This is a genomic window from bacterium (assembly GCA_016708315.1).
GTDB lineage: Bacteria > Zixibacteria > MSB-5A5 > CAIYYT01 > CAIYYT01 > JADJGC01.
Genome location: JADJGC010000002.1, coordinates 128,506 through 151,104 on the forward strand (window position 1 = coordinate 128,506; position 22,599 = coordinate 151,104).

Annotated in this window: 20 protein-coding genes; 17 read left to right on the forward strand and 3 right to left on the reverse strand. The window is 51.2% G+C overall.

Annotated features, from left to right (window positions below; all coding sequences use genetic code 11):
- The first annotated feature begins 124 nt into the window (after positions 1-124).
- Positions 125-520 carry an SET domain-containing protein gene (locus IPH59_00845; GenBank protein MBK7090261.1) on the forward strand — a complete coding sequence of 132 codons (396 nt, stop codon included), beginning with the start codon at positions 125-127 and terminating at the stop codon, positions 518-520.
- Between the two features lie 66 nt (positions 521-586).
- On the opposite strand, the gene IPH59_00850 is transcribed toward IPH59_00845, so the two are convergent.
- Positions 587-1,108: a winged helix-turn-helix transcriptional regulator gene (locus IPH59_00850; GenBank protein ID MBK7090262.1), complete on the reverse strand. Its 522-nt coding sequence runs from the start codon at positions 1,106-1,108 to the stop codon at positions 587-589.
- 288 nt (positions 1,109-1,396) lie between these two features.
- Between IPH59_00850 and IPH59_00855 the strand changes: the two genes are divergently transcribed.
- From IPH59_00855 to IPH59_00865, 3 genes are all read left to right on the forward strand, one after another.
- A complete protein-coding gene (locus IPH59_00855; protein ID MBK7090263.1) occupies positions 1,397-2,200 on the forward strand; it encodes a hypothetical protein in 804 nt (267 codons plus the stop codon).
- Between the two features lie 38 nt (positions 2,201-2,238).
- Positions 2,239-3,765: a DUF4384 domain-containing protein gene (locus IPH59_00860; GenBank protein ID MBK7090264.1), complete on the forward strand. Its 1,527-nt coding sequence runs from the start codon at positions 2,239-2,241 to the stop codon at positions 3,763-3,765.
- Between the two features lie 135 nt (positions 3,766-3,900).
- The gene (locus IPH59_00865; GenBank protein MBK7090265.1) at positions 3,901-4,305 is read left to right on the forward strand and encodes a hypothetical protein; all 405 of its coding nucleotides are present in this window, start codon (positions 3,901-3,903) and stop codon (positions 4,303-4,305) included.
- 72 nt (positions 4,306-4,377) lie between these two features.
- Here IPH59_00865 and IPH59_00870 read toward each other — a convergent pair whose 3' ends face one another.
- Positions 4,378-6,600, reverse strand: a complete 2,223-nt coding sequence (locus IPH59_00870; GenBank protein ID MBK7090266.1) for an immune inhibitor A — start codon at positions 6,598-6,600, stop codon at positions 4,378-4,380.
- Between the two features lie 83 nt (positions 6,601-6,683).
- Positions 6,684-8,618: a PAS domain-containing protein gene (locus IPH59_00875; GenBank protein MBK7090267.1), complete on the reverse strand. Its 1,935-nt coding sequence runs from the start codon at positions 8,616-8,618 to the stop codon at positions 6,684-6,686.
- Positions 8,619-8,703: 85 nt separating this feature from the next.
- Between IPH59_00875 and IPH59_00880 the strand changes: the two genes are divergently transcribed.
- The 13 genes from IPH59_00880 to IPH59_00940 all read left to right on the forward strand — a co-directional run bounded on the left by IPH59_00880 (position 8,704) and on the right by IPH59_00940 (position 22,571).
- Entirely contained in the window at positions 8,704-9,429 is a 726-nt protein-coding gene (locus tag IPH59_00880; protein MBK7090268.1) for a hypothetical protein, read from the forward strand.
- A 148-nt stretch (positions 9,430-9,577) separates the two neighbouring features.
- Positions 9,578-10,609: a heat-inducible transcription repressor HrcA gene (gene hrcA, locus IPH59_00885; GenBank protein MBK7090269.1), complete on the forward strand. Its 1,032-nt coding sequence runs from the start codon at positions 9,578-9,580 to the stop codon at positions 10,607-10,609.
- A 16-nt stretch (positions 10,610-10,625) separates the two neighbouring features.
- Positions 10,626-11,189 carry a nucleotide exchange factor GrpE gene (gene grpE, locus IPH59_00890; protein MBK7090270.1) on the forward strand — a complete coding sequence of 188 codons (564 nt, stop codon included), beginning with the start codon at positions 10,626-10,628 and terminating at the stop codon, positions 11,187-11,189.
- 73 nt (positions 11,190-11,262) lie between these two features.
- Positions 11,263-13,194 carry a molecular chaperone DnaK gene (dnaK, locus tag IPH59_00895; protein ID MBK7090271.1) on the forward strand — a complete coding sequence of 644 codons (1,932 nt, stop codon included), beginning with the start codon at positions 11,263-11,265 and terminating at the stop codon, positions 13,192-13,194.
- A 35-nt stretch (positions 13,195-13,229) separates the two neighbouring features.
- Positions 13,230-14,402 (forward strand): molecular chaperone DnaJ, encoded by a 1,173-nt coding sequence (dnaJ, locus tag IPH59_00900; protein MBK7090272.1) that lies wholly within the window; start codon positions 13,230-13,232, stop codon positions 14,400-14,402.
- Between the two features lie 2 nt (positions 14,403-14,404).
- The gene (locus tag IPH59_00905) at positions 14,405-15,271 is read left to right on the forward strand and encodes a 50S ribosomal protein L11 methyltransferase (protein ID MBK7090273.1); all 867 of its coding nucleotides are present in this window, start codon (positions 14,405-14,407) and stop codon (positions 15,269-15,271) included.
- Positions 15,255-15,989, forward strand: coding sequence for a 16S rRNA (uracil(1498)-N(3))-methyltransferase (locus tag IPH59_00910; protein ID MBK7090274.1), 735 nt, complete (start codon positions 15,255-15,257; stop codon positions 15,987-15,989). The genes IPH59_00905 and IPH59_00910 overlap by 17 nt, the downstream gene beginning before the upstream one ends.
- Positions 15,990-16,058: 69 nt before the next feature.
- Positions 16,059-16,847 (forward strand): prepilin peptidase, encoded by a 789-nt coding sequence (locus tag IPH59_00915; protein ID MBK7090275.1) that lies wholly within the window; start codon positions 16,059-16,061, stop codon positions 16,845-16,847.
- A 468-nt stretch (positions 16,848-17,315) separates the two neighbouring features.
- On the forward strand, positions 17,316-18,518 hold the full coding sequence (locus tag IPH59_00920; protein MBK7090276.1) for an exodeoxyribonuclease VII large subunit: 1,203 nt from the start codon (positions 17,316-17,318) through the stop codon (positions 18,516-18,518).
- Between the two features lie 88 nt (positions 18,519-18,606).
- Entirely contained in the window at positions 18,607-18,840 is a 234-nt protein-coding gene (gene xseB, locus IPH59_00925) for an exodeoxyribonuclease VII small subunit (protein ID MBK7090277.1), read from the forward strand.
- Positions 18,833-19,708 carry a polyprenyl synthetase family protein gene (locus IPH59_00930; GenBank protein ID MBK7090278.1) on the forward strand — a complete coding sequence of 292 codons (876 nt, stop codon included), beginning with the start codon at positions 18,833-18,835 and terminating at the stop codon, positions 19,706-19,708. The genes xseB and IPH59_00930 overlap by 8 nt, the downstream gene beginning before the upstream one ends.
- 35 nt (positions 19,709-19,743) lie before the next feature.
- Positions 19,744-21,705, forward strand: a complete 1,962-nt coding sequence (locus IPH59_00935; protein ID MBK7090279.1) for a 1-deoxy-D-xylulose-5-phosphate synthase — start codon at positions 19,744-19,746, stop codon at positions 21,703-21,705.
- A complete protein-coding gene (locus IPH59_00940) occupies positions 21,705-22,571 on the forward strand; it encodes an NAD(+)/NADH kinase (GenBank protein ID MBK7090280.1) in 867 nt (288 codons plus the stop codon). The genes IPH59_00935 and IPH59_00940 overlap by 1 nt, the downstream gene beginning before the upstream one ends.
- Positions 22,572-22,599 lie beyond the last annotated feature (28 nt).

The window sequence follows — 22,599 nt, forward strand, 5'->3', positions numbered from 1 at the left end:
GCCGCCTTGCGCGTACTTGTGTTGTAAATATTGACTTTACGGGTCCAGGCAGACGGTGCCTGGGCTCTTTTTGGCAACAGATTCAACAATAAAACCACTACTACCTTTTCAGGAGAGGCAGCAGATGATGCTCGTCAGGACCAAACTCGGTCTAAGCTCTATCCATGGAATCGGCTTATTCGCCGATCAAGACATTCCGAAAGGAACTCCGGTATGGGAGTTCACACCGGGATTCGACCAGGAGATACCACGGGAACAATTTGAGAAGATTCCCGAGGCCGCCCGAAACGATTTTCTAAAGTACAGCTATACCAGCAAGAAGAACGGCGGGTATTACATCCTGTGTTGTGATGACGGCAGGTTTTTTAATCATAGTGAAGAACCGAACGTGACAAGCATGCCGTCGGGCAATGGTTCTGAAGATATTGACGTTGCTGCTAGAGATATCAAGAAGGGCGAAGAGCTGACCTGCGACTATCGCAGTTTTGAAGCCGCCTTTACTGAAGAGATGCTGGCGTAGTAACTACTAAGCTACACTTGCCAATGGACGTTCGAAGCCGCACGGGCCGCGATGTAGCTCAACAGCTCAATGTTCCGATTCGTGTTCGGCACAATCGACCCGCAGGTCGGTTGCGGCCATTGGTCTCTTAAAGAAGTTGCAGTGATGAGGCGCAGTCGAGCTTGAATGAGCATTTTTGTCGAGATAGCGACAGGTGAGACAAATGCGTGCGACGGTTATCACATTCTCGTTTCGCAGTGTCTCAATGACCTTCATCAGGGAGTTCAAGACAGCAGTTTGATCGCGAGTCGACAACTCGCCTGCAGCGTCGCGGATTACGTCCGCCCAATCATCCAGCTTGAGCGCCAACCGCTTGCCGGCTGGCGTCAATTTGAGATTGATCGCACGTCGATCGCCTCTGGATATCAATCGAGCCAGCAATTTCTTATCCACTAATGCGGAGACAGCATCACTGATAGTCGCGGCGGTTAAACCGAATTCTCGTGCCAATTGACCGACGCGCCCGAACGAAGTGCCGTGATGAAGCAGAAAAATGAGGATCTGAATCTGGATCGGACGCAAAATCTGTCCCAAATGCGACTTTAGCATACCAACTTAATACCTACTTTTTGTTTCTGCAAGTCAATTGATTGTTCGCACCTTGGTGCCGTAGTTGAGTGCGCTTGCCAGCGTTGGTATCAACCCAGCGTGAGCGGGGCGGGGCACATAATAACAGCGCACATTAACAGTGCAGAACAAGTGTCTAACTATTGGCAGTATTGGGACAGAAGGACGACAATGTGTTGTTATGCAGTAACTTAGGCTGTGATGCCAGGTGTTGGCACACAGGTTGCTTTAACATAGTTCGCCGGATGGCAATTTAGAGAGGAGAAAAGTATGAGATCAAGAATTTCGATTATAGCACTTTCAATCGTTACGATTCTCGCCGCGGTCGGCTGTGAAGAGAAAACCCGCTACATCACGACAGCGGATGCACCAGCAACACCAGTTGGCGTGTATTCGGTAACCGGTGACGGTTACGTCGACGTCTTTTGGCAGGCGAACAACGATGGTGATAACACCGAGGGCTATGGTGTTTATCGCTACAATGGTACAGTCGGCGGCAATGACGAGTATGTACTAATTGGAGAGGTTAGTGCATCTCCGTTTAGAGAAACGTACGGATACCGGGACAATAATGTACAAAATGGAAATACCTACTACTATGCGATCAATGCATACAACGGCTACGGCGAGTCGGACTTGTCAGATCCAGACGCATTTGACACACCACGGCCCCAAGGCAGCGCAGCAATCGATCTCACTAATCTGGACCTGATGCGTGGCGGCTGGGATTTCTCTGAAAGAAGAACGCGAGTTTGGGATTCGATCGACTCGGATATCTTCTTTGAGTACGACTCTGATTTGGATGCGTTCTTCATTTGGAGCAATCACCGACGATCTGTTCATACAATCCTTTGGATTTGCGGACGACATTACCGAAATCAATTGGGGCGAGCCGGAGAAGGCGAAGGTTGGTCAACGTCGGCTGGATGGAGATATCAAGGCATGCATACATCGTCGGAATGGGAGCTTTGGACAGGAAGACAACTCGAAAACTACGCGGCAGTGCGGGTAACAGGCATAGGCAACGAATCAGAACGTGAACTTCGAATGGGCATATCAGACGGATCGAAGTAAACCCGGAACTAAAGCGGGCACGAAAGGAGAGTCCCAGCATGCCGAAATTACCAGAAGGAGTGGTAACTAATATGAAGCGGATTATTCTACTCACGACGCTGATAGCGACCATGGCGATTCTGTTCGCCAGTGTCGCCACCGGCCAGTCGACCATGCGTCGCAATTATAACGACCTTGATGTCGACGTGTGGACCGATAAAGACGACGGTTCGAATTACTACGAAGGTGACGAGATCACCATTTACTTCCGGGCCTCACGCGACTGTTACGTGACGATCTACGATCTGGACACGCGCGGCAACGTAAACCTGTTGTTCCCAGCTGATCCACGCGATCAAAATTTCATTCGCGGGGACGAAATCTATATGATTCCGGATCGCGGAGATGATTATGCGTTGACGCTGGAAGGTCCCCCCGGAAATGAGTCGATTCAGATCGTTGCCACGACCGACTATCATGCCGTGCCGGATTGGCGCGGACCGATGTCGGTGTATGACGACGATTGGGGATTCAAGTACGATGGCGACAATGATCAGTTTATTCAGCGGGTCAATCGCCGCTACTTCCCGGATGATCAGAGCGCTGTCGACCAGGTGGCGTTCTATGTTGCGCCGCGCTACTACTATCAGCCCGAGAAGAACGATTGCTACGGTGATTGCGGACAAGTCTATATCGATTATCCGGACGGATGTGAAGTGTTCGTCAATGGCGTGTTCTACGGCTATGCGCCGTTGTATGTGCCTTCGATCTACCTGGGCCGCCATCGCGTGACTGTGTATTGGGGTGCGAGCATTGTCTACAACGATTGGATTCTCATTGATGCCTGGCATCCGTACTTTGTTTACACGCGTCCGTGGTATGTATACGACTACTGCTACACCAACTGGTATCGCGGACATGTTTGGGATACTTGGTACGACGGTCCGTCACGCTACAAGTACAAGGACAGAGACTTCTATTCTTACAAGAAGCCTGATTCTCGGAGAGGTTACACCGTAGTGTCGAATACACACGGCAAGTATGAGAAGTCGAAGACTTATGCCGAGAAGTCAACTCGAATCGACAAGTACAAGTCGACCTATAACTACGACAAGTCGACCAAGACTTACACGGCTTCGAAAGGTAGAACTTCAAGTTCGGGCAAGCGCAACGACTTCGACGACTACAACAGCCCTAAGAAGTCGACCAAAGGTTCAAGCGGCAGTGACGGCGTTTATACCAAGCCAAGGACCGGTAGCAACAGCGGCAAGACGAATACTGGCACCAACTCAGGTAAGTCTGGCGGCACTGTCAAGAAGCCAGTGAGTAAGGGTAGTGACAGCGGCAAGGGCAGTTCCGGCGACGATGTCAAGAAGCCTGCCAGCAAGGGCAGTGACAATTCAGGCAAAGCCACGCCGAAAGTAGACACTCCAAGTTCAGGTGGCAAAAAGTCGAGTCCGTCTGTTAGCAGCGGCGGAAATAAATCGAGCGGAAGCGCGCCGAGCAAATCCAGCGGAAGCTCCGGAAACTCCGGCAGCAAGGGTGGTGGTAACTCGGGTGGCGGTTCCGGCGGCAAGAAGAAGTAACAACTTCACCATTTGGTGCTTCCTATAGAGCGGGTAGCGGTTCGAACGCTGAAAGGCGATTGGACCGCTTCCCAATTTTGTGTGTGAGCATTGTTGTTGACGAATGAGTAGAATGAAGTTAATCTGGGAACGACTATGAGAAACCGGCAAATCATACTGAGAATTGTACTTTGTGTACTTGTGATGGCTGCATCGGCTCTCGGCGTCTCCCGCAAGCCGAAATCTGGTAATGATACCAAGTCCAAGGTCGCTGACACAGTCAAGCAAAGCGACAAGGCAAAGGACTCAGCGACAAAATCTGCTGTCCCGACGACACCTGTAAGGAAAGACAGCGCTGCTGCAAAGGTGCCGACGCCGGCGAGATTCAATGACTTTCAGGACAAGAACAAGAATGGCATAGATGATCGTCTTGAAAAGACCGGTACCGATTCTAAGAAACCGGCCTCGACAACGACAAAGAAGCCAGAGACCAAGAAGTCCGAGACAAAGAAACCCAGCACGATCACAAAAAATCCTCTCCCATCTAAGAAGTCGAAATAGTACTACGCATACAGCAAAAGAAAAGGCGATGCACCGGTCCGGTACATCGCCTTATTACGTTACGCGAAGTCTCTACTTCAAGTATTCGACGCAGTCACAGGCTGCGCCAGGCGTCGGTCCGCCTGCAAACACATTCGCTATAATCCAAAGTGCGTCAGAAATCGTGACCATGCCATTGCAGTCGGCATCGCCAGATCCAATTGCGTCCGGTGCGGGTGCAGAACCGCCAAGGAACACATAGGCAATCACCAAAATAGCGTCGCTAACAGAATAGGTACCGCTGCCGTTAGCATCGCCAACCAGCCATGTGCAAGATGGAGTCAGGCTCACGTTCACAAGTTCGAGATTCGAGAATTGTGAAAGCTGATTCTCGGCGTCTTTTGCGCGTACTCGATAGTAGTAGGCACCGTCGGTTAGACCGGAGACATGATAAGTCGTATCAGTTTCCGTGTTAGTCAACATCGACTGAACAGAATAGGTCTCAGTTGGAGAAATGTCATCAATCCACAAGCCCGGATCATTCACGAAGCCGTCGCTGACATATCTGAAGCGGACGAGAATGTTCTGACCAACATAAGACGCAAGACTGAACTTCGCTTGCACCCAGTTGGCTGAGGCGCCGGTAATGCCGTTGCCGATGTTGTTGCCATTGGGATTCGTATTGGTCGTAATGTTGCCGGGTAACGTTGCCCAAGTTCCACCGCCATTCGTCGATGCCTCGACGTAGGCGTAGTCCCAGCCATCTTCAAGATCATACCAGGCGTTGAACTTCAGAGAGTCGCCAGCAAGCACCTGCAGGGCATTTACCGCTGTCAACGTATTGTTGAGATTGCTGGCAGTGCCGGAGAAATATGATTTTGTGCCGGACACCGCACGCGTGGTCGACACAGTAAATCCGTCTTCCAGCCAGTTGCCGCTAACGGTTTCGATATTGTCGCTACCGCGAGTATATCCGCTCAATTGCCATACTTCATAACTCTGCGCCGGATTGTCAAAGTCGAGATGGTTCCAGTAGAGATCAAACTCGCTCACGGCGATGTCAGCTTGAGCATAAATCAACGGCTTCTTCGGCGGAACCAACTTCTTTGGCGCTTCCGCCATGCGGGCCAGGAAGAGCTCGGGTCCGAGAACATTCTGCACCAGCGGGGAGATCCGATTAGTCGGCGGCCAGAAATTGTCGGTATCGTTGCCGATTTCGATAGTCACGGCGTAGTTCTTGTTCTTCGTCGTCTGCTCGCCATATCCCCAGTCGTCGCTGGAGCCGTTGACCGGATACAGCAGCTGCCACGGCGGACCGACTGAATAGCCGGCTAACGCGGCGACCGTATCTGCCATCGCGGCGAAAAGATCGTTGTCAGGCGTGTAGATGCGGTCATATCCCCATGGATAAAGGAATAGATCCGAGAAAGAATGCAAAGACAATGTAACGACGAAATTTCTCGACTCGATGAAAGCCTTTTCTACTTGAGTCTCTGGCTCAGAAAATGGCCCGGTTCCACGGTAAGTCTCCGATGATCCTGTGGGAGAGGAGCCTTCATCATCACATCCCCATTGGTATCCATAATTACGATTAAGGTCGACACCAAAGCTGCTGCCATTGTTGCGGCGATTCTTGCGCCACAAACCACCACCGCCCGGTTCGTCTACTTCATTGTAGTAGTAACCGTCGGGGTTCATGCAGGTACTAACAAAGAACTCACGGTTGTTCACCAGATAAGTAACCTGCGGATTGGTGCCATAGTTGTTCGTGAGATAACGCATGAAGTAAATCAGTGCCTCGGGAGTGATGACTTCGCGGGCATGATGCGCGGCGTAATAGTAAAGCTCCGGTTCGCTCTCATCGGACAGCGGGTTGTCGGAGATTTTCATCACATAAATCGGCCTGCCTTCAAGGGAATTGCCGATCGACCACTTAGGGCGAACGATGAGGGGATTGGCTGTCGCAATCGAATCCATCGCCAACTCGATTTCGCTCAGCGTACGGTAACCACCCATGCTCTTACCCGGTTCGAATCGGCTTTGGAAGAACGTTGTCATGTCCGATATCGAGACATCATACTTGAGTCCAGATACTGACAATGCCTGTAGTTCGTCGGCATTGACAATAACGTCAATGAATTTTTCGCCGGTGTAGACCTCGTCAAGGCTGAGCGCCTTCAACGCAAGATAGTCAGCGCGCGTTTCAATGGTGACCCGCGCCTGCTGGAATTTCTCGGCGGCTTGAATTTGATTTGTGAATGATGCCCAGATCAACGCTGCAAGTAGACAAGCAGCAATAGTCCGATGGATGATCATCTGGATGGCTCCTTCGCGTGGTGAAGTACAATCAACGCCGCTGCTCGTGCGGCTGATAATCTCTTTTAGGATAACAATATAAGCTAAAACGTGAATGAGGCAACTGTATTCTCGGTCCGCGGCGATCCCGTAGCGAATTGATGGGGAATAACCGGCAGTGTGATCGTGAACCGCGTCCCGTGGCCGGATTCTGACTGACAGACAATCGTCCCGCCATGTGCCATCACCCACTTGCGAGCAAGAGCTAATCCAAGACCGGTGCCGTCAGCTTTCCCGGAAGTATAAAACGGCGTAAATATGCGCGAGAGTTGATCCTCGCTCATACCTTTTCCGCGGTCGGTGATTTCGAGGCAGAACATGTTTGACGATTCGTCAAACCGAATATCGAGCATAATCTGCTGCCCGGCTTGGGATGCCTGAATTGCGTTTTCGATGAGATTGATTAGTGTATTGGTGATTAGCAACGTATCGCACACAAAGATAGGCATTTCACTCTGACAATTCACGACCAACTCAAGATTACGCTCGGCAAGTTTGTTTTCGAAATGTGTGCTAAGTGCGGTGCGAATCTCGTCAAAGCTCGTCGGAACTGGAGAGACCTCGCCAACTCGTGACAACTTGAGAAATCTATCGAGCATCTCGCCGGTGATGCGTGCTTCCCGCAGAATACCAGAAACCATATCGGACGTAGGACCTTCGGCGCATGTTTTCTTGAGCAATTGCGAGAAACCAATCACGGCGCCCATGGAATTGCGAAGCTGATGTGCCAAACCGGCGGACATCTCACCCAACGCCGCCATTTGTTCTTTGACGACTATCTCAGCTTCAAGGCGTTTTAGTTCTGTTATGTCTGAGATCAGCAGCGTCGCGCCGCGAACCGCTCCATCGACATCAGTTACGAGTGAGCATGTTACTGAAAGCCACACCGAGCAGTTACTTTTGGCAAGAATCTCGATTTCTGGAATACTCTTCCCGGTGCGCGTCTGCAACGTATCCGCGAGTAGCTGACGCAGGGACGGCCAATCGCGAAGCGTGGCTGCAAACTGCTGATTAATCGCATCGGTAGTATTGATCGAGAGAATCTTGGCAGCAGATTCATTAAAGTGTGTGATGACCCCGTCGGTGCTGCAACTAAGGACTCCGGAAGGCATACTTCCCAGAACATCCTCTGTATAACGCTCAAGACTTGCGGCGCGATCTCGTTGTTGCGCGTAGAGCTGTTGAAGCTTCTGCTCCTTTGCGCGCAGCTCGGCAATCACCTTTTCAAAAGTCTCGACAGCGAAATCGACTGACTCCGGATTGTCAGTCCGGGCGATATCCGCGGCAAGAGCCTGACTCTTGATTTGCTTATATGGCTTCATCGTGATCTTCAAGAGCATAACTGCCATCGTGAGCGCCGCGAGAACACTCAGTACCTGGAACAATGTATTGAGAGTCGCAAATCGCTCGATGTTACTCAACTCGCCTGAGTTGATTGCGACGACCAAGGTGAGCGGCTCGCCGTTTTCTGGCGTGAAGTGGTAGAAGCCGGTTCGCTCCATATTGCCGGACGGCAGTCGATACGATTCTGATAATGAGGCTGGAAGTACTGCTTGGATTCCACCAGCAATTGTTTTTGGCAGCGCGTACGCTCTCCTGATTTCCGATAGTCGGTCGAACGGAACCAAGTTGGACGTCTGTGCCGAATCATCGCGCAGGACATCAGTCTCAATTAGCGAAACCCTCGAGAATCCCGCAGCTAGCGCCAAGTCGCGAACATTTTGTGAGTTAATGCGATCCACCGGATTCGAACCCATCGATACCGCAAGAAGCCGGAGATTTTGCGAAGATTGATCCAGAAGTTGCTGTTCGCGCGCCGAAATTGTCTGGCTGAAGTACCTGAGTGAATTCAGATTCGCCACAAGTATCAGAAGAAACATAAACGCCAACGTGAGACGGATGCGGATTTCGTATGTGAATCCGATTCGTTTCAGCCATCCGGCATCGATCTCGCTCGACTTGATATTGGAGAGCTTCATCCTAAGTAGTATCGGCTGAAAACAAAGATGCGGTTAGCGGCAGTTAGTGGTTGTCAGAAGGGTGTGTAGAAGCTATTCTTGCTGGATGAACATAAGGCTGCACATTCTTACCGTTTTGTCGCTTCTCGCCATCTGCGTCGTGCGAACAGACGCTCAGGTTACTGAGTACGTGTTGCGCTATGAAGCAGTTCATTACGCATCGTTTCTTGAAGTCATGCAGCACCACGTTGTCACACAAACTTTTGACGGCAAGAATCTGGAAGTGTCGATCTACTCCTACCGTCTGGACCAGAAAAAAGAATACGGCGAGTCGCCGGACAGCGTGCTTTTTGGCAAGACTACGTTTGGCCTTGAAGGCTACCACAGCGACTCTCTCAAGCAATATCGCGAGAATCTACAATCACTGCCAACAGCGCGGGCGCTGGCCAATCACTCGTTGGAGTACTTTGGCAAAGTTGACACGATTGCCGGACTGCCTTCGTATTGCTATATCATTGAAGCCGATGGCAACCGTGAATATTTGGTTTGGCTGGCGGAACCACCGCAGGGCATTGCCGACCTCCTGCTCTGGCAGGCTCTTGAATATCCCAAGAGGGGTGGTTCGTTTTTGATGGAAGAAGAGCTTTGCAATATGATCCGGTTGATTGTTCTGAGAGGCGTGGATTTTCCCCCCGATTCAGGGAATGATGGCAAGGCGTTCATTATTACTCGCTTCGATACTTCTGTCTATCCGGAAATCATGAACGTACGTGGCAACAGCTATCTATATGAGTTGAAGAGCCTTACGGGTGGCCTACCGGTGTCAGATTAGCAGGTTGTGTCCCGAAGCAGTGAATTAGCGCAAACAAAGCGGCAATATTGCGTATAAGTAACTGATAGGTTTGCGGTTGACAGACCGATTTTTTTTGCTACCTTCGTTGGCACTCTTAAGTAGAGAGTGCTAAGAGCGAATTGGAGAGATGGCAGTTTATAACTTAACAGAGCGCGAACGAGTAGTCCTGGCGTTATTGATCGACTACTACATCCGCACGGCTGAACCGGTCGGCTCACGGGTCATAGCAACACGTTTCAACCTCGGTGTCTCTCCGGCTACAATCCGTAATACTCTTTCGGATCTCGAGGAACGTGGTCTGATTGAACAGCCGCACACTTCGGCTGGGCGGATTCCGACCGAGTCGGGGTATCGGTTGTATGTCGATTCGCTGCTCAAGACAGAGAAGCTCTCACAGGCTGACCGCGACAAAATCAAGAAATTGCTGGTCACTGACTACAGCGCTATTGAAGACGTGCTCGAACAGACAGCGCGGGTATTGGCGAAAGTTTCCGCACAACTTGGTGTGACAGTCATGCCCAAGTTCGAAGAAGCTGTCCTTAACAAAATCGACTTGGTTCAAGTCACTGATAACAAGGTGATGGTCATCATTGCCGTTAAGTCGGGATTGGTGCGGACCCTTCTTTTGGAAGTTGACACCGAAATCGACCACCAGGCAATCCGGCAGACGGCGGAGCTACTCAATGATAAGCTGGTGGGGCTCACACTGGGTGAAATCCGGCGCACGGTATTCGAGCGCTTGCGCAATGACAGTCGCGGTGAGCCGCAGCTGCTCAAGCTGTTCATGGAACAGAAGGAGCACATTCTCGATGAGTCCGCAATCGAAGGACTGCATACCGACGGGACGACGAATATCATTTCGCAGAAAGAATTCAAAGACCCGGAGAAGCTGCGCGAATTCATCACTCTTTTGGAAGAGCGCAAGAGTCTTGTCGGATTACTTAAGTACAAAACTGCCGGCGATGGCGTCTCAGTCACGATCGGTGCAGAATCCAATATCGAAGGCATGAAGGGCTGTTCGGCAGTTATTCACACATACGAAGTCGGTCAAAACCGAGGGACGATCGGTATCATCGGACCGACACGCATGGAGTACGCCAAGTTGATGTCAGTTGTCGACTACACAGCAAAAGTGCTGTCAGAGATATTATCAAAGTAGGAAATGGTTTAAGGATATGGACAAAGAAGGTCTGAAGAACAATTCTGAAGATGAAGCTGTCGAGATTGAAGTTGGCGCTGTCACCGAAGCAGAAACGACAACAACGGTATCAGGGCAAGATGAGGTAACTTCATTGAAGCAGCAGCTTGAGGAACAGAAGAACGACTATTTGAGATTAGCTGCGGAGTTTGATAACTTCCGCAAACGGACGCGTCGTGATACAGCGGACATTATCCGCAGCGCCAATGAATCTTTGATCATTCAATTGTTGGATGTGCTCGACAACTTCGACCGTGCAATGAAAAGCCGCGAAGAAAATGTCGATTTTGAAACTTACAGCAAAGGCGTCGCATTGGTGTACGACAAACTCAATTCGATTTTGAGCAACGCCGGACTTAAGCGGTTCGAATCGCTCGGCGAGCCTTTTGATCCGCGACTTCATGAAGCGCTTCTACAAGTCGAAGCCGATGACAAGGAACCGGATACGGTAGCAAATGAACTTTCCCCGGGCTATACACTTAATGACAAGGTGATCCGCCACGCCAAGGTTGGAGTCACCAAGAAGAAAGAAGAAAACTAAGCATTGCTGACTCTCGATAATTTGATAGCTTTGGGCTATATTCGCGGTTTCGATGTGATGGAGGTTATAGATAATGGCTAAAGTAATTGGAATAGATCTCGGTACGACCAACTCTTGCGTCGCAGTCATGGAAGGCGGCGAGCCGGTCGTCATTCCGAATCAAGAGGGCGGACGTACTACGCCTTCGGTCGTGGCGTTTTTGGATAACGGCGAGAAATTGGTTGGACAAATTGCCAAGCGACAGGCAATCAAGAATCCGACAAACACGGTGTTTTCGATTAAGCGTTTTATGGGACGCCGACATTCGGAGGTCAGTTCCGAAGAGAAACTCGTACCATATAAAGTCACCGAAAATGAATCCGGCGACTGTCGCGTTGATATCAACGGGAAAATGTACTCGCCACCTGAAATATCGGCGTTGATTCTGCAGAATCTCAAAGCGACCGCTGAATCGTATCTGGGACATTCCGTCACGCAGGCAGTTGTCACGGTCCCGGCGTACTTCAACGACAGTCAACGTCAGGCGACCAAAGACGCTGGACGCGTCGCTGGTCTTGAGGTGCTACGCATCATCAATGAGCCGACAGCCGCGGCATTGGCTTACGGCCTCGACAAGAACAAGAATCAGAAAATCGCGGTTTACGATTTGGGCGGCGGAACATTCGATATCTCGATTCTCGAACTTGGTGACAGCGTTTTCGAAGTCCTCTCAACCAATGGTGACACGCATCTGGGTGGAGACGATTTCGATCAGCGACTGATTGATCATATCGCCGAAGAATTTCTGCGTCAGGAATCAATCGACTTGCGCAAAGACCGGATGGCATTGCAACGCCTCAAGGAAGCCGCAGAGAAAGCCAAGTGTGAACTGTCGACGACGATGCAGACTCAGGTAAACTTGCCGTTTATCACAGCCGATCAAAACGGACCGAAGCATCTTGACCTAACGATTACACGCGCCAAGCTTGAGCAATTGACCGATGACTTGATTCAGCGCACTGTTGAACCGTGTCGTCGCGCATTGAAAGATGCCGGGCTCGATCCGTCGCAAGTCGCCGAAGTGGTGCTTGTCGGCGGTATGACTCGCATGCCCAAGGTTCAGCAAGTTGTCAAAGACCTGTTCGGACGCGAACCGCATCGCGGTGTAAATCCCGATGAAGTCGTGGCTATCGGCGCAGCAATTCAGGGCGGCGTGCTTGGCGGTGAAGTCAAAGACGTTCTGCTTCTCGATGTGACGCCATTGTCATTGGGTATTGAAACTCTGGGCGGCGTAGCGACTCGATTGATTGAACGCAACACGACGATCCCGACCCGCAAGTCGCAGGTGTTCTCGACTGCTTCCGACAATCAGCCGGCGGTAAGCATCAACGTACTGCAGGGCGAGCGCGAAATGGCGCTCGACAACAGAACACTCGGTCGATTCGATTTGGTGGGCATTCCGCCGGCACCGCGTGGCATGCCGCAAATCGAAGTGACATTCGACATCGACGCCAACGGTATCGTCCACGTTTCGGCAAAAGACCTTGGCACCGGCAAAGAACAGAAAATCAAGATTGAGTCATCATCGGGACTTTCAGAAGCCGAAATTCAGAAAATGGTTCGCGATGCGGAAGCCAACGTTGAAGTCGACAAGAAGAAGCGCGAATTGATTGAAGTGCGCAACAAAGCCGACCAGGTCGTATACTCGACTGAGAAAACACTCAAAGAGTATGGAGACAAGGTCTCCGAAGAAGAGCGGCAGGCAATTGTCGACGCCAAAGATAAGCTGGAAGCTGCGCTTAAGACCGATTCGGTCGAGATCATCAATCAGAAGATGGATGACTTGATGACGGCATCGCAAAAGATCGCCGAGATGATTTACAAACAGACGCAGGAGCAACAAGCGACAGGGGCTTCAGCGCAAGGCGAAACCGCCGGCGAAGCCAAAACGCAAGGCAGCGGACCGGCTAAGGAAGATGTCGTCGATGCCGACTATGAAGTAGTTGACGAGGACAAGAAGAAGTAGTCCTGACGCAGTGATGGAGGTCACTGCTTATTGATATGAGCAAACGAGATTATTACGAGATACTCGGTGTCGCCAAATCCGCGACCGAGGATGAGATAAAAAAAGCCTACCGCAAACTGGCGGTTCAGTTTCACCCGGACAAAAATCCGGGCGACAAAGCCTCCGAAGAGAAATTCAAGGAAGCCACTGAGGCTTACGAAGTGCTCAAGGATGCCCAGACACGCGCGCGCTATGACCAGTTCGGTCATGCCGCAACTTCAGGGCAGGGTGGTTTCCCCGGTGGCGGCGGTGGATACGGTCAAGGCTTCGACATCAACGACGCGTTGCGTGCCTTCATGCGTGACTTTGGCATGGGTGGATCGACCTTCGAAGATATGTTTGGTGGCGGTGGTCGACGCGGCGGAGGACGCCAGCACTTTCACGGCGAAGACATCAAAGTTCGTCTGCGGTTGACGCTCGAAGAGATCGCATTTGGCGCCGAGAAGATTATCAAGTATAAGCGCTTCAAACGTTGCGGTACATGCTCGGGTTCGGGTGCAGCCGCAGGAGCCTCCAAAGAAAAATGCCGCGTCTGCAAAGGCATGGGCGAAGTGCGCCAGGTATCGCGTTCGATGTTTGGTCAATTCGTCAATGTCAGCACCTGTTCGAATTGCGGCGGCAGCGGGGAAGTAATCACTTCGCCATGTCCCGCCTGCACTGGTTCAGGGCGCGTGGAAGAGCAAGCTACTATCACTGTCAAAATTCCAGCCGGCGTCTCGGAAGGCAATTACATTCCGATGCGCGGCGAAGGTAACGCCGGAATGCGCGGCGGCGAGTCTGGCGATCTCATCGTATTGATCGAAGAAAAAGATCACGAGCGCTTTGTGCGTCATGGCAATGACATCATCACCGAAGTTCCGGTGACAATCTCAACAGCGGCTCTCGGCGGCGAAATCGAGATTGAGACGCTTGACGGCAAGGTCAAACTCAAGATTCCAGCCGGAACACAAACCGGCAAGATTTTGAAATTGCGCGGTCAAGGGTTGGGCAAATTGCGCTCATCCGGTCGCGGTGATTTGCTGGCGAAGATGACTGTCTGGACGCCGCAAAGTTTGTCATCAGAGCAGAAAGCACTTTACGAGAAGTTGCGCCATATCGAAGGGGATGTTCCACCAGCGAAAGATACCAAGTCGATTTTTGAACGGCTTAGAGAATCGCTGGGGGTGTAAAGTTGGCAGGATATCTCGAAATCAGTGTAAAGTGCGATCACACTGCTGAAGACATCGTCACTTCATTCATTACCGAATCGCTATCTCAGGGTCTGGTGACCGAGATTGCAGACGACGGTTTCCGCGTCAAATTCTATCTGCCGGTCGAGGATGAATCGCGCGACAAAGTCGAATCGTTAGGGAAGTATCTCGTCCGCTGCGGTGTGGCCAGCACCGAGAGCCTGGAGTCGATCATCACGGTTCGTCCGATTGATGATATCGACTGGATCAAGTCCTACCAGCAATCGCTCGAATCGGTAATCGTTGATAACATCGTGATCAAATCAACTTGGGATCAGATCAACTATGGCGACAAGCTGCAGATTATCATCGAACCCAAGATGGCATTCGGAACCGGCCACCACGAAACTACGCAAATGTGCATGATGCAAATTGCCAAGGATGTCCAACCGGGCGACAAGATGCTTGATCTTGGCTGCGGCTCAGGAATCCTCAGTATATTGGCGGCCAAGCTCGGCGCCGGTGCTTGTCTCGGTCTCGACATTGATTTGGCGGCAATCGAAAATGCGCAGGAAAATATCCAGCTCAACAATGTCGCCGATCGGGTGACGATTCAATTCGGGTCAATGGAGAAAATCCATCTCGCCGGATTCTATGACATCGTTGTCAGCAATTTGATCAAGGATGAGATTTACAATCTCTTCGAAAACTTCATGCGCTGCCTCAAGCCCGGCGGCATTCTAATCCGCTCCGGAATTCTGATCGAGCAAGAAGACGAGTTCGTCAATTTCCTGCGAATGAAGGGAATGCAGGGAAATCAGATCGCTCGCAAGAATGACTGGATCTGCTGTCGTGTCATCAAAGCTTAGCAACAGCACCCATTTCTATTTCGAACCGGATCAACTCGAGGGTGAGATTTGCACTTTCGGGCGTGAAGAATCCGACCACATACTCAAAGCGTTTCGTCTTTACATTGGAGACATGCTGTTGGCGACGGACGGTTGTGCGAATCTATACAGCATGCAAATCGCAGCCTATGAGAACAAAGTCGTCAAGGCGCGAGTCGTCAAAGTTTCGCGTCATATCAACGAGTTGCCATTCAACGTCACTGTCGGATTCGGCCTGCCGCAACAATCAAAGGCGGATCAAATCTTCGACCAGTGCACACAACTGGGTGTCAGCGCATTCCTCCCGATTATCAGCAAGAATTCTCCCAGCAAGTTAACCAAAGAAAAATCGCGCGAACGAATCGAACGATGGCGCAAGGTCGCTATCAGTTCGATGAAGCAGTCGTTGCGAACCGTCCTTCCGGCGATTGCCGAACCGGTCGAGATTTCTGACGTCCCCGCGCTTTTCGAAAGTTATGATCTAATCCTCCTAGGATCGCTAAAGGGTGTCCTGTTTCGTTCTGAAATGGCTGCCGGCGGGAAGAATATTCTTCTGCTGACCGGACCGGAGGAAGGATTCAGCCGCATCGAAGAAGACAGCCTGATTCGAGCTGGCGCAAAGCCGATTCTACTTGGCGAACGAAGACTTCGAGCTGAATTGGCACCGGTGGTGCTGGCGACATTGGCGACAAATCGATGAAACATGGTAGATTCGATCGCTCAATAACTTGTTGAGCTAACTACTTCGTTTGTCGATACTCTTTGTGATATGAATCCGGAAATCATCCTTAGCATCTACGCCTTCGGGTTAGGCGCATTTATCGGCTCGTTTTTGAACGTGCTGATTCATCGCCTGCCTCGCAAAGAAAACTTCGTTACCGGGCGTTCGCACTGTCCGAAGTGCAAAGAAATGATCCGCTGGTACGATAATATCCCGTTGTTGAGTTTCGTGATCCTGCGCGCCAAATGCCGTCGCTGCAAGGCGCCGATTTCTTGGCGCTATCCGATGGTAGAACTCGTTACGGCTTCGTTCTTCCTGTTGGCGTTCACGCTTTATGGCCTGAGCTTTCACACGATGGTAGCGGCGATATTCTTCTCAATGTTGCTGGTCGTAACATTCATCGATTTTGAGTACTACATAATACCTGACCGCATCACCTATCCCGGCATGGTTCTGGGATTGGGCTTATCCTTCGTGAATCCGCTGGTCACGCCGCTCGATGCGCTGATCGGCCTGGTTGCAGGAGGAGCTTCGCTCTATCTGCTCGCAATACTTGGCGATTTCATCTTCAAGAAAGAATCGTTGGGCGGAGGCGACATCAAGTTGGCCGCTATGTTGGGAGCCTTCTTGGGATGGAAGAACATCATATTCATTTTCTTCGGAGCGGCCGTTCTGGGACTGATCTTTGCCATCGGCCAGATGGTTCTGTCTCGCAAGCAAGGTGCAGGACGAATGATTCCGTTCGGACCGTTTTTGTCACTTGCAGCAATTTTGGCGCTGTTCTTTGGCGAAGTTCTGATCGACTTCTACGTTCACGACATTCTTGCCCTAAACTAAAATCACAACAAATCTCCCCCAAAAAATTTTAGCGGAAGCTGGGGAAGCTTCCGCTAAGTGGATTGTCTGTAAAAGACACTACTGGCCAAGATGACCTATTACTTAGCAAACGACTTGCCAAAACGAAACAGTTTGGTAACAACAAGTAATACAGTGACTTAAATTCCGATGCATCGACTTCGGACTTCCAATAGTGTCGGTTATCTTGACAGTAGTGCAAATCTCCTGCAAATGCAAAAGCACTAACCTATTTTATCGTAGCCACTTAACTCAGAGACGAATTTCGTCGAATTTCGGAACACAATTTAGAGGAAATCCACCTGAGATCGATAGTATTCACCGGAAAGCCCAAAGGTTGTAGCGGTTGTGCTCATAATAACAGGTTGCTCTACAACAAAGCACCGAGTCAATTTGGGCGAATCGCGAGAAGTGATTTGTCGAAGTCGCAACAATCGATATTATTGCAACATGAGCAATGAGCTTGAGCAAGAAAAGGTCTATTCGGTATCACAGCTTACCCGCGAGATGAAGGGAATTCTCGAAGGTGAGTTCTCCTCAGTTTGGGTTGAAGGCGAGATTTCAAATTTTCTCCTTCACACCTCCGGGCATCGCTATTTCACTCTCAAAGACGCTGACTCACAGCTCAAGGCCGTTATCTGGAAATTCTCAGCACAGGGTTTAACTTTAGCTCTAAAGGACGGCCTTAAAGTCCGTGCATTTGGGGACATAACCCTTTATGAGAAGGGCGGCAACTATCAGCTCAGAGTCATCAAAATATTGGCCAAAGGCATTGGCTCGCTTGAAGAGCAGTTTCAGAAACTCAAAGCTAAGCTGCTTGCAGAAGGGCTTTTCGAGGTCGAACACAAACAGCCGATCCCGCAGTTCCCAAACGCCATCGGAATTGTAACTTCGCCGACGGGTGCTGCAATCCGCGATATTATCAATATCTGCCGCAGGCGCGCTCCGATGGTGCGGCTTGTTCTGCGGCCCACAAAGGTGCAGGGCGATGGCGCCGCTGCCGACATTGCAGCAGCAATAGCTGAATTCAACAAGTGGGGCGAGGTCGATACGATTATCGTCGGCCGAGGCGGAGGCTCGTTGGAAGACCTGTGGGCGTTCAATGAAGAGGTCGTCGCCCGGGCGATATTCAACTCGCGAATTCCGGTAATCTCGGCGGTCGGACACGAGATCGATTTTTCGATTGCCGATTTCGTTGCCGACTTGCGTGCAGCGACTCCGTCGGCAGCTGCGGAACTGGCGACATTCGATGCTGTGGCGCTACTGCAGTTTGTTCGCGACAGCAATGACCGCTTACAGCGTTCGCTTCAGAGGGGTCTCGAACTGCGACGAGAACGGTTGCACCGCTTGAGGCAGTCACGTTTGTTTTTGCGACCGGCAGTAATGGTGGAGCCGTTCGCGCAGCGGCTTGATGAAGCCAACTTGCGGCTCCAGAATGCTGTTGAGAAAACCATGATGAAGAATAGCTCGCGGCTCGAAACTCAACACCACAAACTTGAGGCACTTTCGCCTGACAATGTTCTAAAGCGCGGTTATGCCGTCATTAGGAAGAAGACCAATCACTCTGTCGTCAAGAACGCGTCGGAACTTGTGGCTGGCGATAAGGTTGACATTGCTTGGGCAGACGGCTCTCACGATGCCGTAATCGAATAAATAACGGGGGAAATCTCACACAAGAACGATTGCTTTGCGTATTTTATCCATTATACTGCGCCCATCGTCCGACTAATTTGAGGTTCAATTGGCTGAGAAAAACGCTACATTTGAAGATAATCTACGTCGGCTTGAAGACGTTGTCGGCAAGCTGGAACAGGGTGAACTGCCGCTGGATGACGCAATCAAGCTCTATCAGGAGGGTATGCGTCTAAGCAAGCTCTGCGCAGAACGACTCGCTTCCGTCGAAGCTGAGATCAAAAAGCTTGTCGTCGAGAATGACAACGTCAAGCTCGAAACATTGGAAAATCCCGATGCCTGAGACGCTCAGGCAGGGCGTTTCGCCATTCAAGGCAGTTCGCGAAAAGGTCGATCTGCACCTTGACCGACTCTTGCCCCCAGAATCACTTCCTCCCGAAGAACTCCACGCAGCCATGCGCTACTCCGTCTTTGCCGGCGGAAAGCGGTTGCGTCCGGTGTTGGCGGTATCTTCCTATTTTGCCTGTGGCGGTGTCGGCGATTCGATTTATGACTCAGCCGGCGCTCTCGAACTGATCCATACCTACTCGTTGATTCACGACGACTTGCCGTGTATGGATGACGACGACTTCCGGCGCGGACTGCCGACGCTTCACAAGAAATTTTCCGAGTACATTGCCGTGTTGGCTGGTGATGCGCTTCACGCGCTTGCATTCGAAATTCTTGCCCAATCCGGCGATCCGCGAATCGTCACGGAAGTCAGCAGGGCAATCGGCACTCGCGGCATGATTGGCGGTCAGGTCGCGGACGTACAAGCCGAGGGGCGCCCAGTAACCTTGGCTGAAGTTGAAGGTATACATCGCCGCAAGACCGCAGCTTTGATAACGGCATCAATCAAGATCGGTGCGCTATTGGCCAAGGCTCCAGACAGTGTCGTCGACCAACTCGCGCAGTACGGTGAGCGATTAGGGTTGGCTTTTCAAATTGTTGACGACATTCTTGATGTTGAAGGTGATTTCGAGACGTTAGGAAAGACTGTTGGAGCGGATTCAAGACTCGAAAAGGCTACTTATCCCAAGGTTGTTGGCGTTGAGCAGTCTAAACAGATTGCCGCGCAACTGATTCGAGAGGCGAAGGATGTGTTGACAGACTTCACCGAAAAAGAGATATTCCTTCGCTTAGCGGATTATATCATCGCCCGCGAACAATAACGAACCAAACAATCGATTGTGAGTATCATTCGTATATGACCGACTTTCTAAAAGGCATTTCTTCCCCCCAGGATCTCAAGAAACTTGCTCCCGAGTCGTTGCCCGGTTTGGCAGAAGAGATCCGCGAAGAATTGCTGTCGATTCTTTCGCAGGTTGGCGGTCATTTGGGAGGCAATCTCGGTGTCGTTGAGCTGTCCATAGCATTGCATTATGCTTATGACAGTCCGACCGACAGAATGGTCTGGGATACCGGTCACCAAAGCTACGTACATAAAATACTCACCGGGCGGCGCGACCAAATGTTGACCATCCGCCAATACGGCGGACTTTCCGGTTTTGCCAAGACGACGGAATCCGAGCACGATATCTATGGCGCTGGCCATGCCTCGACTTCGATTAGCGCCGCCTTCGGTATGGCTGTTAGCCGCGACCTGTCAAAGGAGAAGCATAACGTTATCGCGATTATCGGCGATGGCGCAATGACAGGCGGAATGGCTTTTGAGGCACTCAACAACCTCGGCCATTCGGGACGCAATATGCTGGTCGTCCTTAACGACAATTCGATGTCGATTGACAAAAATGTCGGCGCTATGTCTGAATACCTGACCGGATTGCTGACTGACCAAACCTACAATAAGATTAAAGATCACATCTGGGAGTTGACCGGCAAAATTCGCAAAGGCTCTCGCATCCGCGAAGTCGTCGGCCGAATAGACGAAGCTGTCAAGGGCGTCCTCGTTCCCGGTATCATTTTCGAGAAGCTCGGATTCCGCTATTTTGGCCCGATTGACGGTCACGATGTTGAGGGCTTGGTCAAGATTCTCAGCCAAATCAAAGCGCTTCACGGCCCGATTCTCTTGCACGTGCGCACACAGAAGGGCAAGGGATACAAGCCTGCCGAAGAGGATTCCTGCCGGCTCCATGGTGTCAGCAAGTTTGACAAAATCACCGGTCGCTCCGATAAAGCCGCGGGGATTGCCTATACCAAAGTTTTCTCTAAAACCATGCTCGAACTCGGCAAAGAACATCCCGACATGGTGGCGATTACTGCCGCAATGCCGACCGGCACCGGTCTATTGGATTTTGCGCATGAATTTCCTGAACGCTTTTTCGATGTCGGAATCGCCGAACAGCATGGCGGTGTATTTGCTGCCGGCCTCTCGCGCGAAGGAAAGAAACCGATTTTTGCAGTCTATTCGACATTCTTGCAGCGCGCCTATGATGCCGTGATTCACGATATCGCACTGCAAGATTTCCCGGTATTGCTCGGACTCGACCGCGCCGGTTTGGCGGGCAATGACGGTCCGACCCATCATGGCGCCTTCGACATTTCCTATCTTAGACCGATTCCCGGTATGGTCATTATAGCACCGAAAGACGGAACGGAACTGCGGCAAAGCCTTCATTTGGCGATGAAAAACTTCACCGCGCCAATCGCAATTCGCTGGCCACGTGCGGATATCCCCGAGGGTGAACTTCAACTTGACCGCCCCGACTTCGAATGGGGAACTTGGGAGTTGGTGCGCAAGGGCAAAGACACGGCGATACTTGCAGTTGGCACAATGGTAGATCAGGCAATGCGCGCCGCCGAGTTGTTATCACCGCGCGGTATTGAAGCCGCGATCTACAATTGTCGATTCGTCAAACCGTTCGATGTGACAATGCTCACCGAGATTGCAAATAGATTTACCTCGATCACCACAATCGAAGAAGGCGCGTTGATTGGCGGATTTGGTTCCGGCATCAACGACTGGCTTGCCGACAATGGACGCAAACAGATCCGTATGCTTCGGCTCGGCATACCTGACGAATTCGTCGAGCACGGCAGCCGGGATGAACTTCTCAAGTTACTGCATTTGCATCCGGAAGGAATCGCCGATTCAATTGAGCGGATCGCCTCCATAGGCAGCAACGGAAATCCGACAGTTAGCATTGAAGCCACTGCGGCTACGAATAGGATCGCTGCCGTCAATATCGCGGCCAAAGGCAAGCCCTGATGTTATTCGGCATAATCGCCAACCGCCAGCGTCCGGGTGCCGATGATGTCATCAAGCGGGTAATTCGCTGGACTGAAAAAAACGGGCACGACTATCGACTCGCCGATGACCTTCGAGCACTCTCCATTGATGATTCCAAATTAAGCCTGCGACACCGCATGGCGTCCGAGTGCAATATTATCGTGTCAATGGGTGGCGATGGCACACTATTGGCAACCTCGCGCGAAATCGGGGCGGCAGGTACACCAATTCTCGGAATCAATCTCGGCTCGCTGGGATTTCTCACTCAAGTCTCTGCCGACGAGGTCGAACCGCGACTTCAGGAGATTGTCGACGGTAAGCATCGAATCGAACAACGAATGCTGCTCGAAGCATCCATCGTCGACGATCCGGAGAAGAAACAGCATTTTGCACTTAACGACATTGTTGTCGATCGCGGCAGTTTAGCGAGATTGATTCAGCTTGATTTATTTGTTAATGACGAATTCATCTCCACCTATCGTGCTGATGGACTAGTGATAAGTTCGCCGACCGGATCGACAGCCTACAATTCAGCTGTAGGCGGTCCGCTGCTTAATCCCAATATGGAAGCCATCGTCGCTTCGCCGATAGCTCCGCAATCCTTGGCCGCGCGACCGCTTCTATTTCATGCTGACGACATTATCCGAATTCGAGTGACATCTCGCGACCACGCTTGCCTGATGACCGTCGACGGGCAGACTTCGGTGGGAGTGAAGAACCAAACGCAGATAACGATTCGCAAGGCCGCTCATAGCACTCGATTGATAACCTTTCCGAACAACTCGTTTTATCAGATCCTGCGCACCAAACTCCATTGGGCAGTTTTGCCGACTACCGAAAAGTAAATTCCCGCAGTAATAAGGCCGGGCTTGC

Bases quoted from the DNA above. Each gene is read 5' to 3' on its own strand.
- IPH59_00845 (MBK7090261.1), top strand. From the start codon at position 125: ATGATGCTCGTCAGGACCAAACTCGGTCTAAGCTCTATCCATGGAATC.
- IPH59_00850 (MBK7090262.1), bottom strand. From the start codon at position 1,108: ATGCTAAAGTCGCATTTGGGACAGATTTTGCGTCCGATCCAGATTCAG.
- IPH59_00855 (MBK7090263.1), top strand. From the start codon at position 1,397: ATGAGATCAAGAATTTCGATTATAGCACTTTCAATCGTTACGATTCTC.
- IPH59_00860 (MBK7090264.1), top strand. From the start codon at position 2,239: ATGCCGAAATTACCAGAAGGAGTGGTAACTAATATGAAGCGGATTATT.
- IPH59_00865 (MBK7090265.1), top strand. From the start codon at position 3,901: ATGAGAAACCGGCAAATCATACTGAGAATTGTACTTTGTGTACTTGTG.
- IPH59_00870 (MBK7090266.1), bottom strand. From the start codon at position 6,600: ATGATCATCCATCGGACTATTGCTGCTTGTCTACTTGCAGCGTTGATC.
- IPH59_00875 (MBK7090267.1), bottom strand. From the start codon at position 8,618: ATGAAGCTCTCCAATATCAAGTCGAGCGAGATCGATGCCGGATGGCTG.
- IPH59_00880 (MBK7090268.1), top strand. From the start codon at position 8,704: ATGAACATAAGGCTGCACATTCTTACCGTTTTGTCGCTTCTCGCCATC.
- hrcA (MBK7090269.1), top strand. From the start codon at position 9,578: ATGGCAGTTTATAACTTAACAGAGCGCGAACGAGTAGTCCTGGCGTTA.
- grpE (MBK7090270.1), top strand. From the start codon at position 10,626: ATGGACAAAGAAGGTCTGAAGAACAATTCTGAAGATGAAGCTGTCGAG.
- dnaK (MBK7090271.1), top strand. From the start codon at position 11,263: ATGGCTAAAGTAATTGGAATAGATCTCGGTACGACCAACTCTTGCGTC.
- dnaJ (MBK7090272.1), top strand. From the start codon at position 13,230: ATGAGCAAACGAGATTATTACGAGATACTCGGTGTCGCCAAATCCGCG.
- IPH59_00915 (MBK7090275.1), top strand. From the start codon at position 16,059: ATGAATCCGGAAATCATCCTTAGCATCTACGCCTTCGGGTTAGGCGCA.
- IPH59_00920 (MBK7090276.1), top strand. From the start codon at position 17,316: ATGAGCAATGAGCTTGAGCAAGAAAAGGTCTATTCGGTATCACAGCTT.
- IPH59_00930 (MBK7090278.1), top strand. From the start codon at position 18,833: ATGCCTGAGACGCTCAGGCAGGGCGTTTCGCCATTCAAGGCAGTTCGC.
- IPH59_00935 (MBK7090279.1), top strand. From the start codon at position 19,744: ATGACCGACTTTCTAAAAGGCATTTCTTCCCCCCAGGATCTCAAGAAA.
- IPH59_00940 (MBK7090280.1), top strand. From the start codon at position 21,705: ATGTTATTCGGCATAATCGCCAACCGCCAGCGTCCGGGTGCCGATGAT.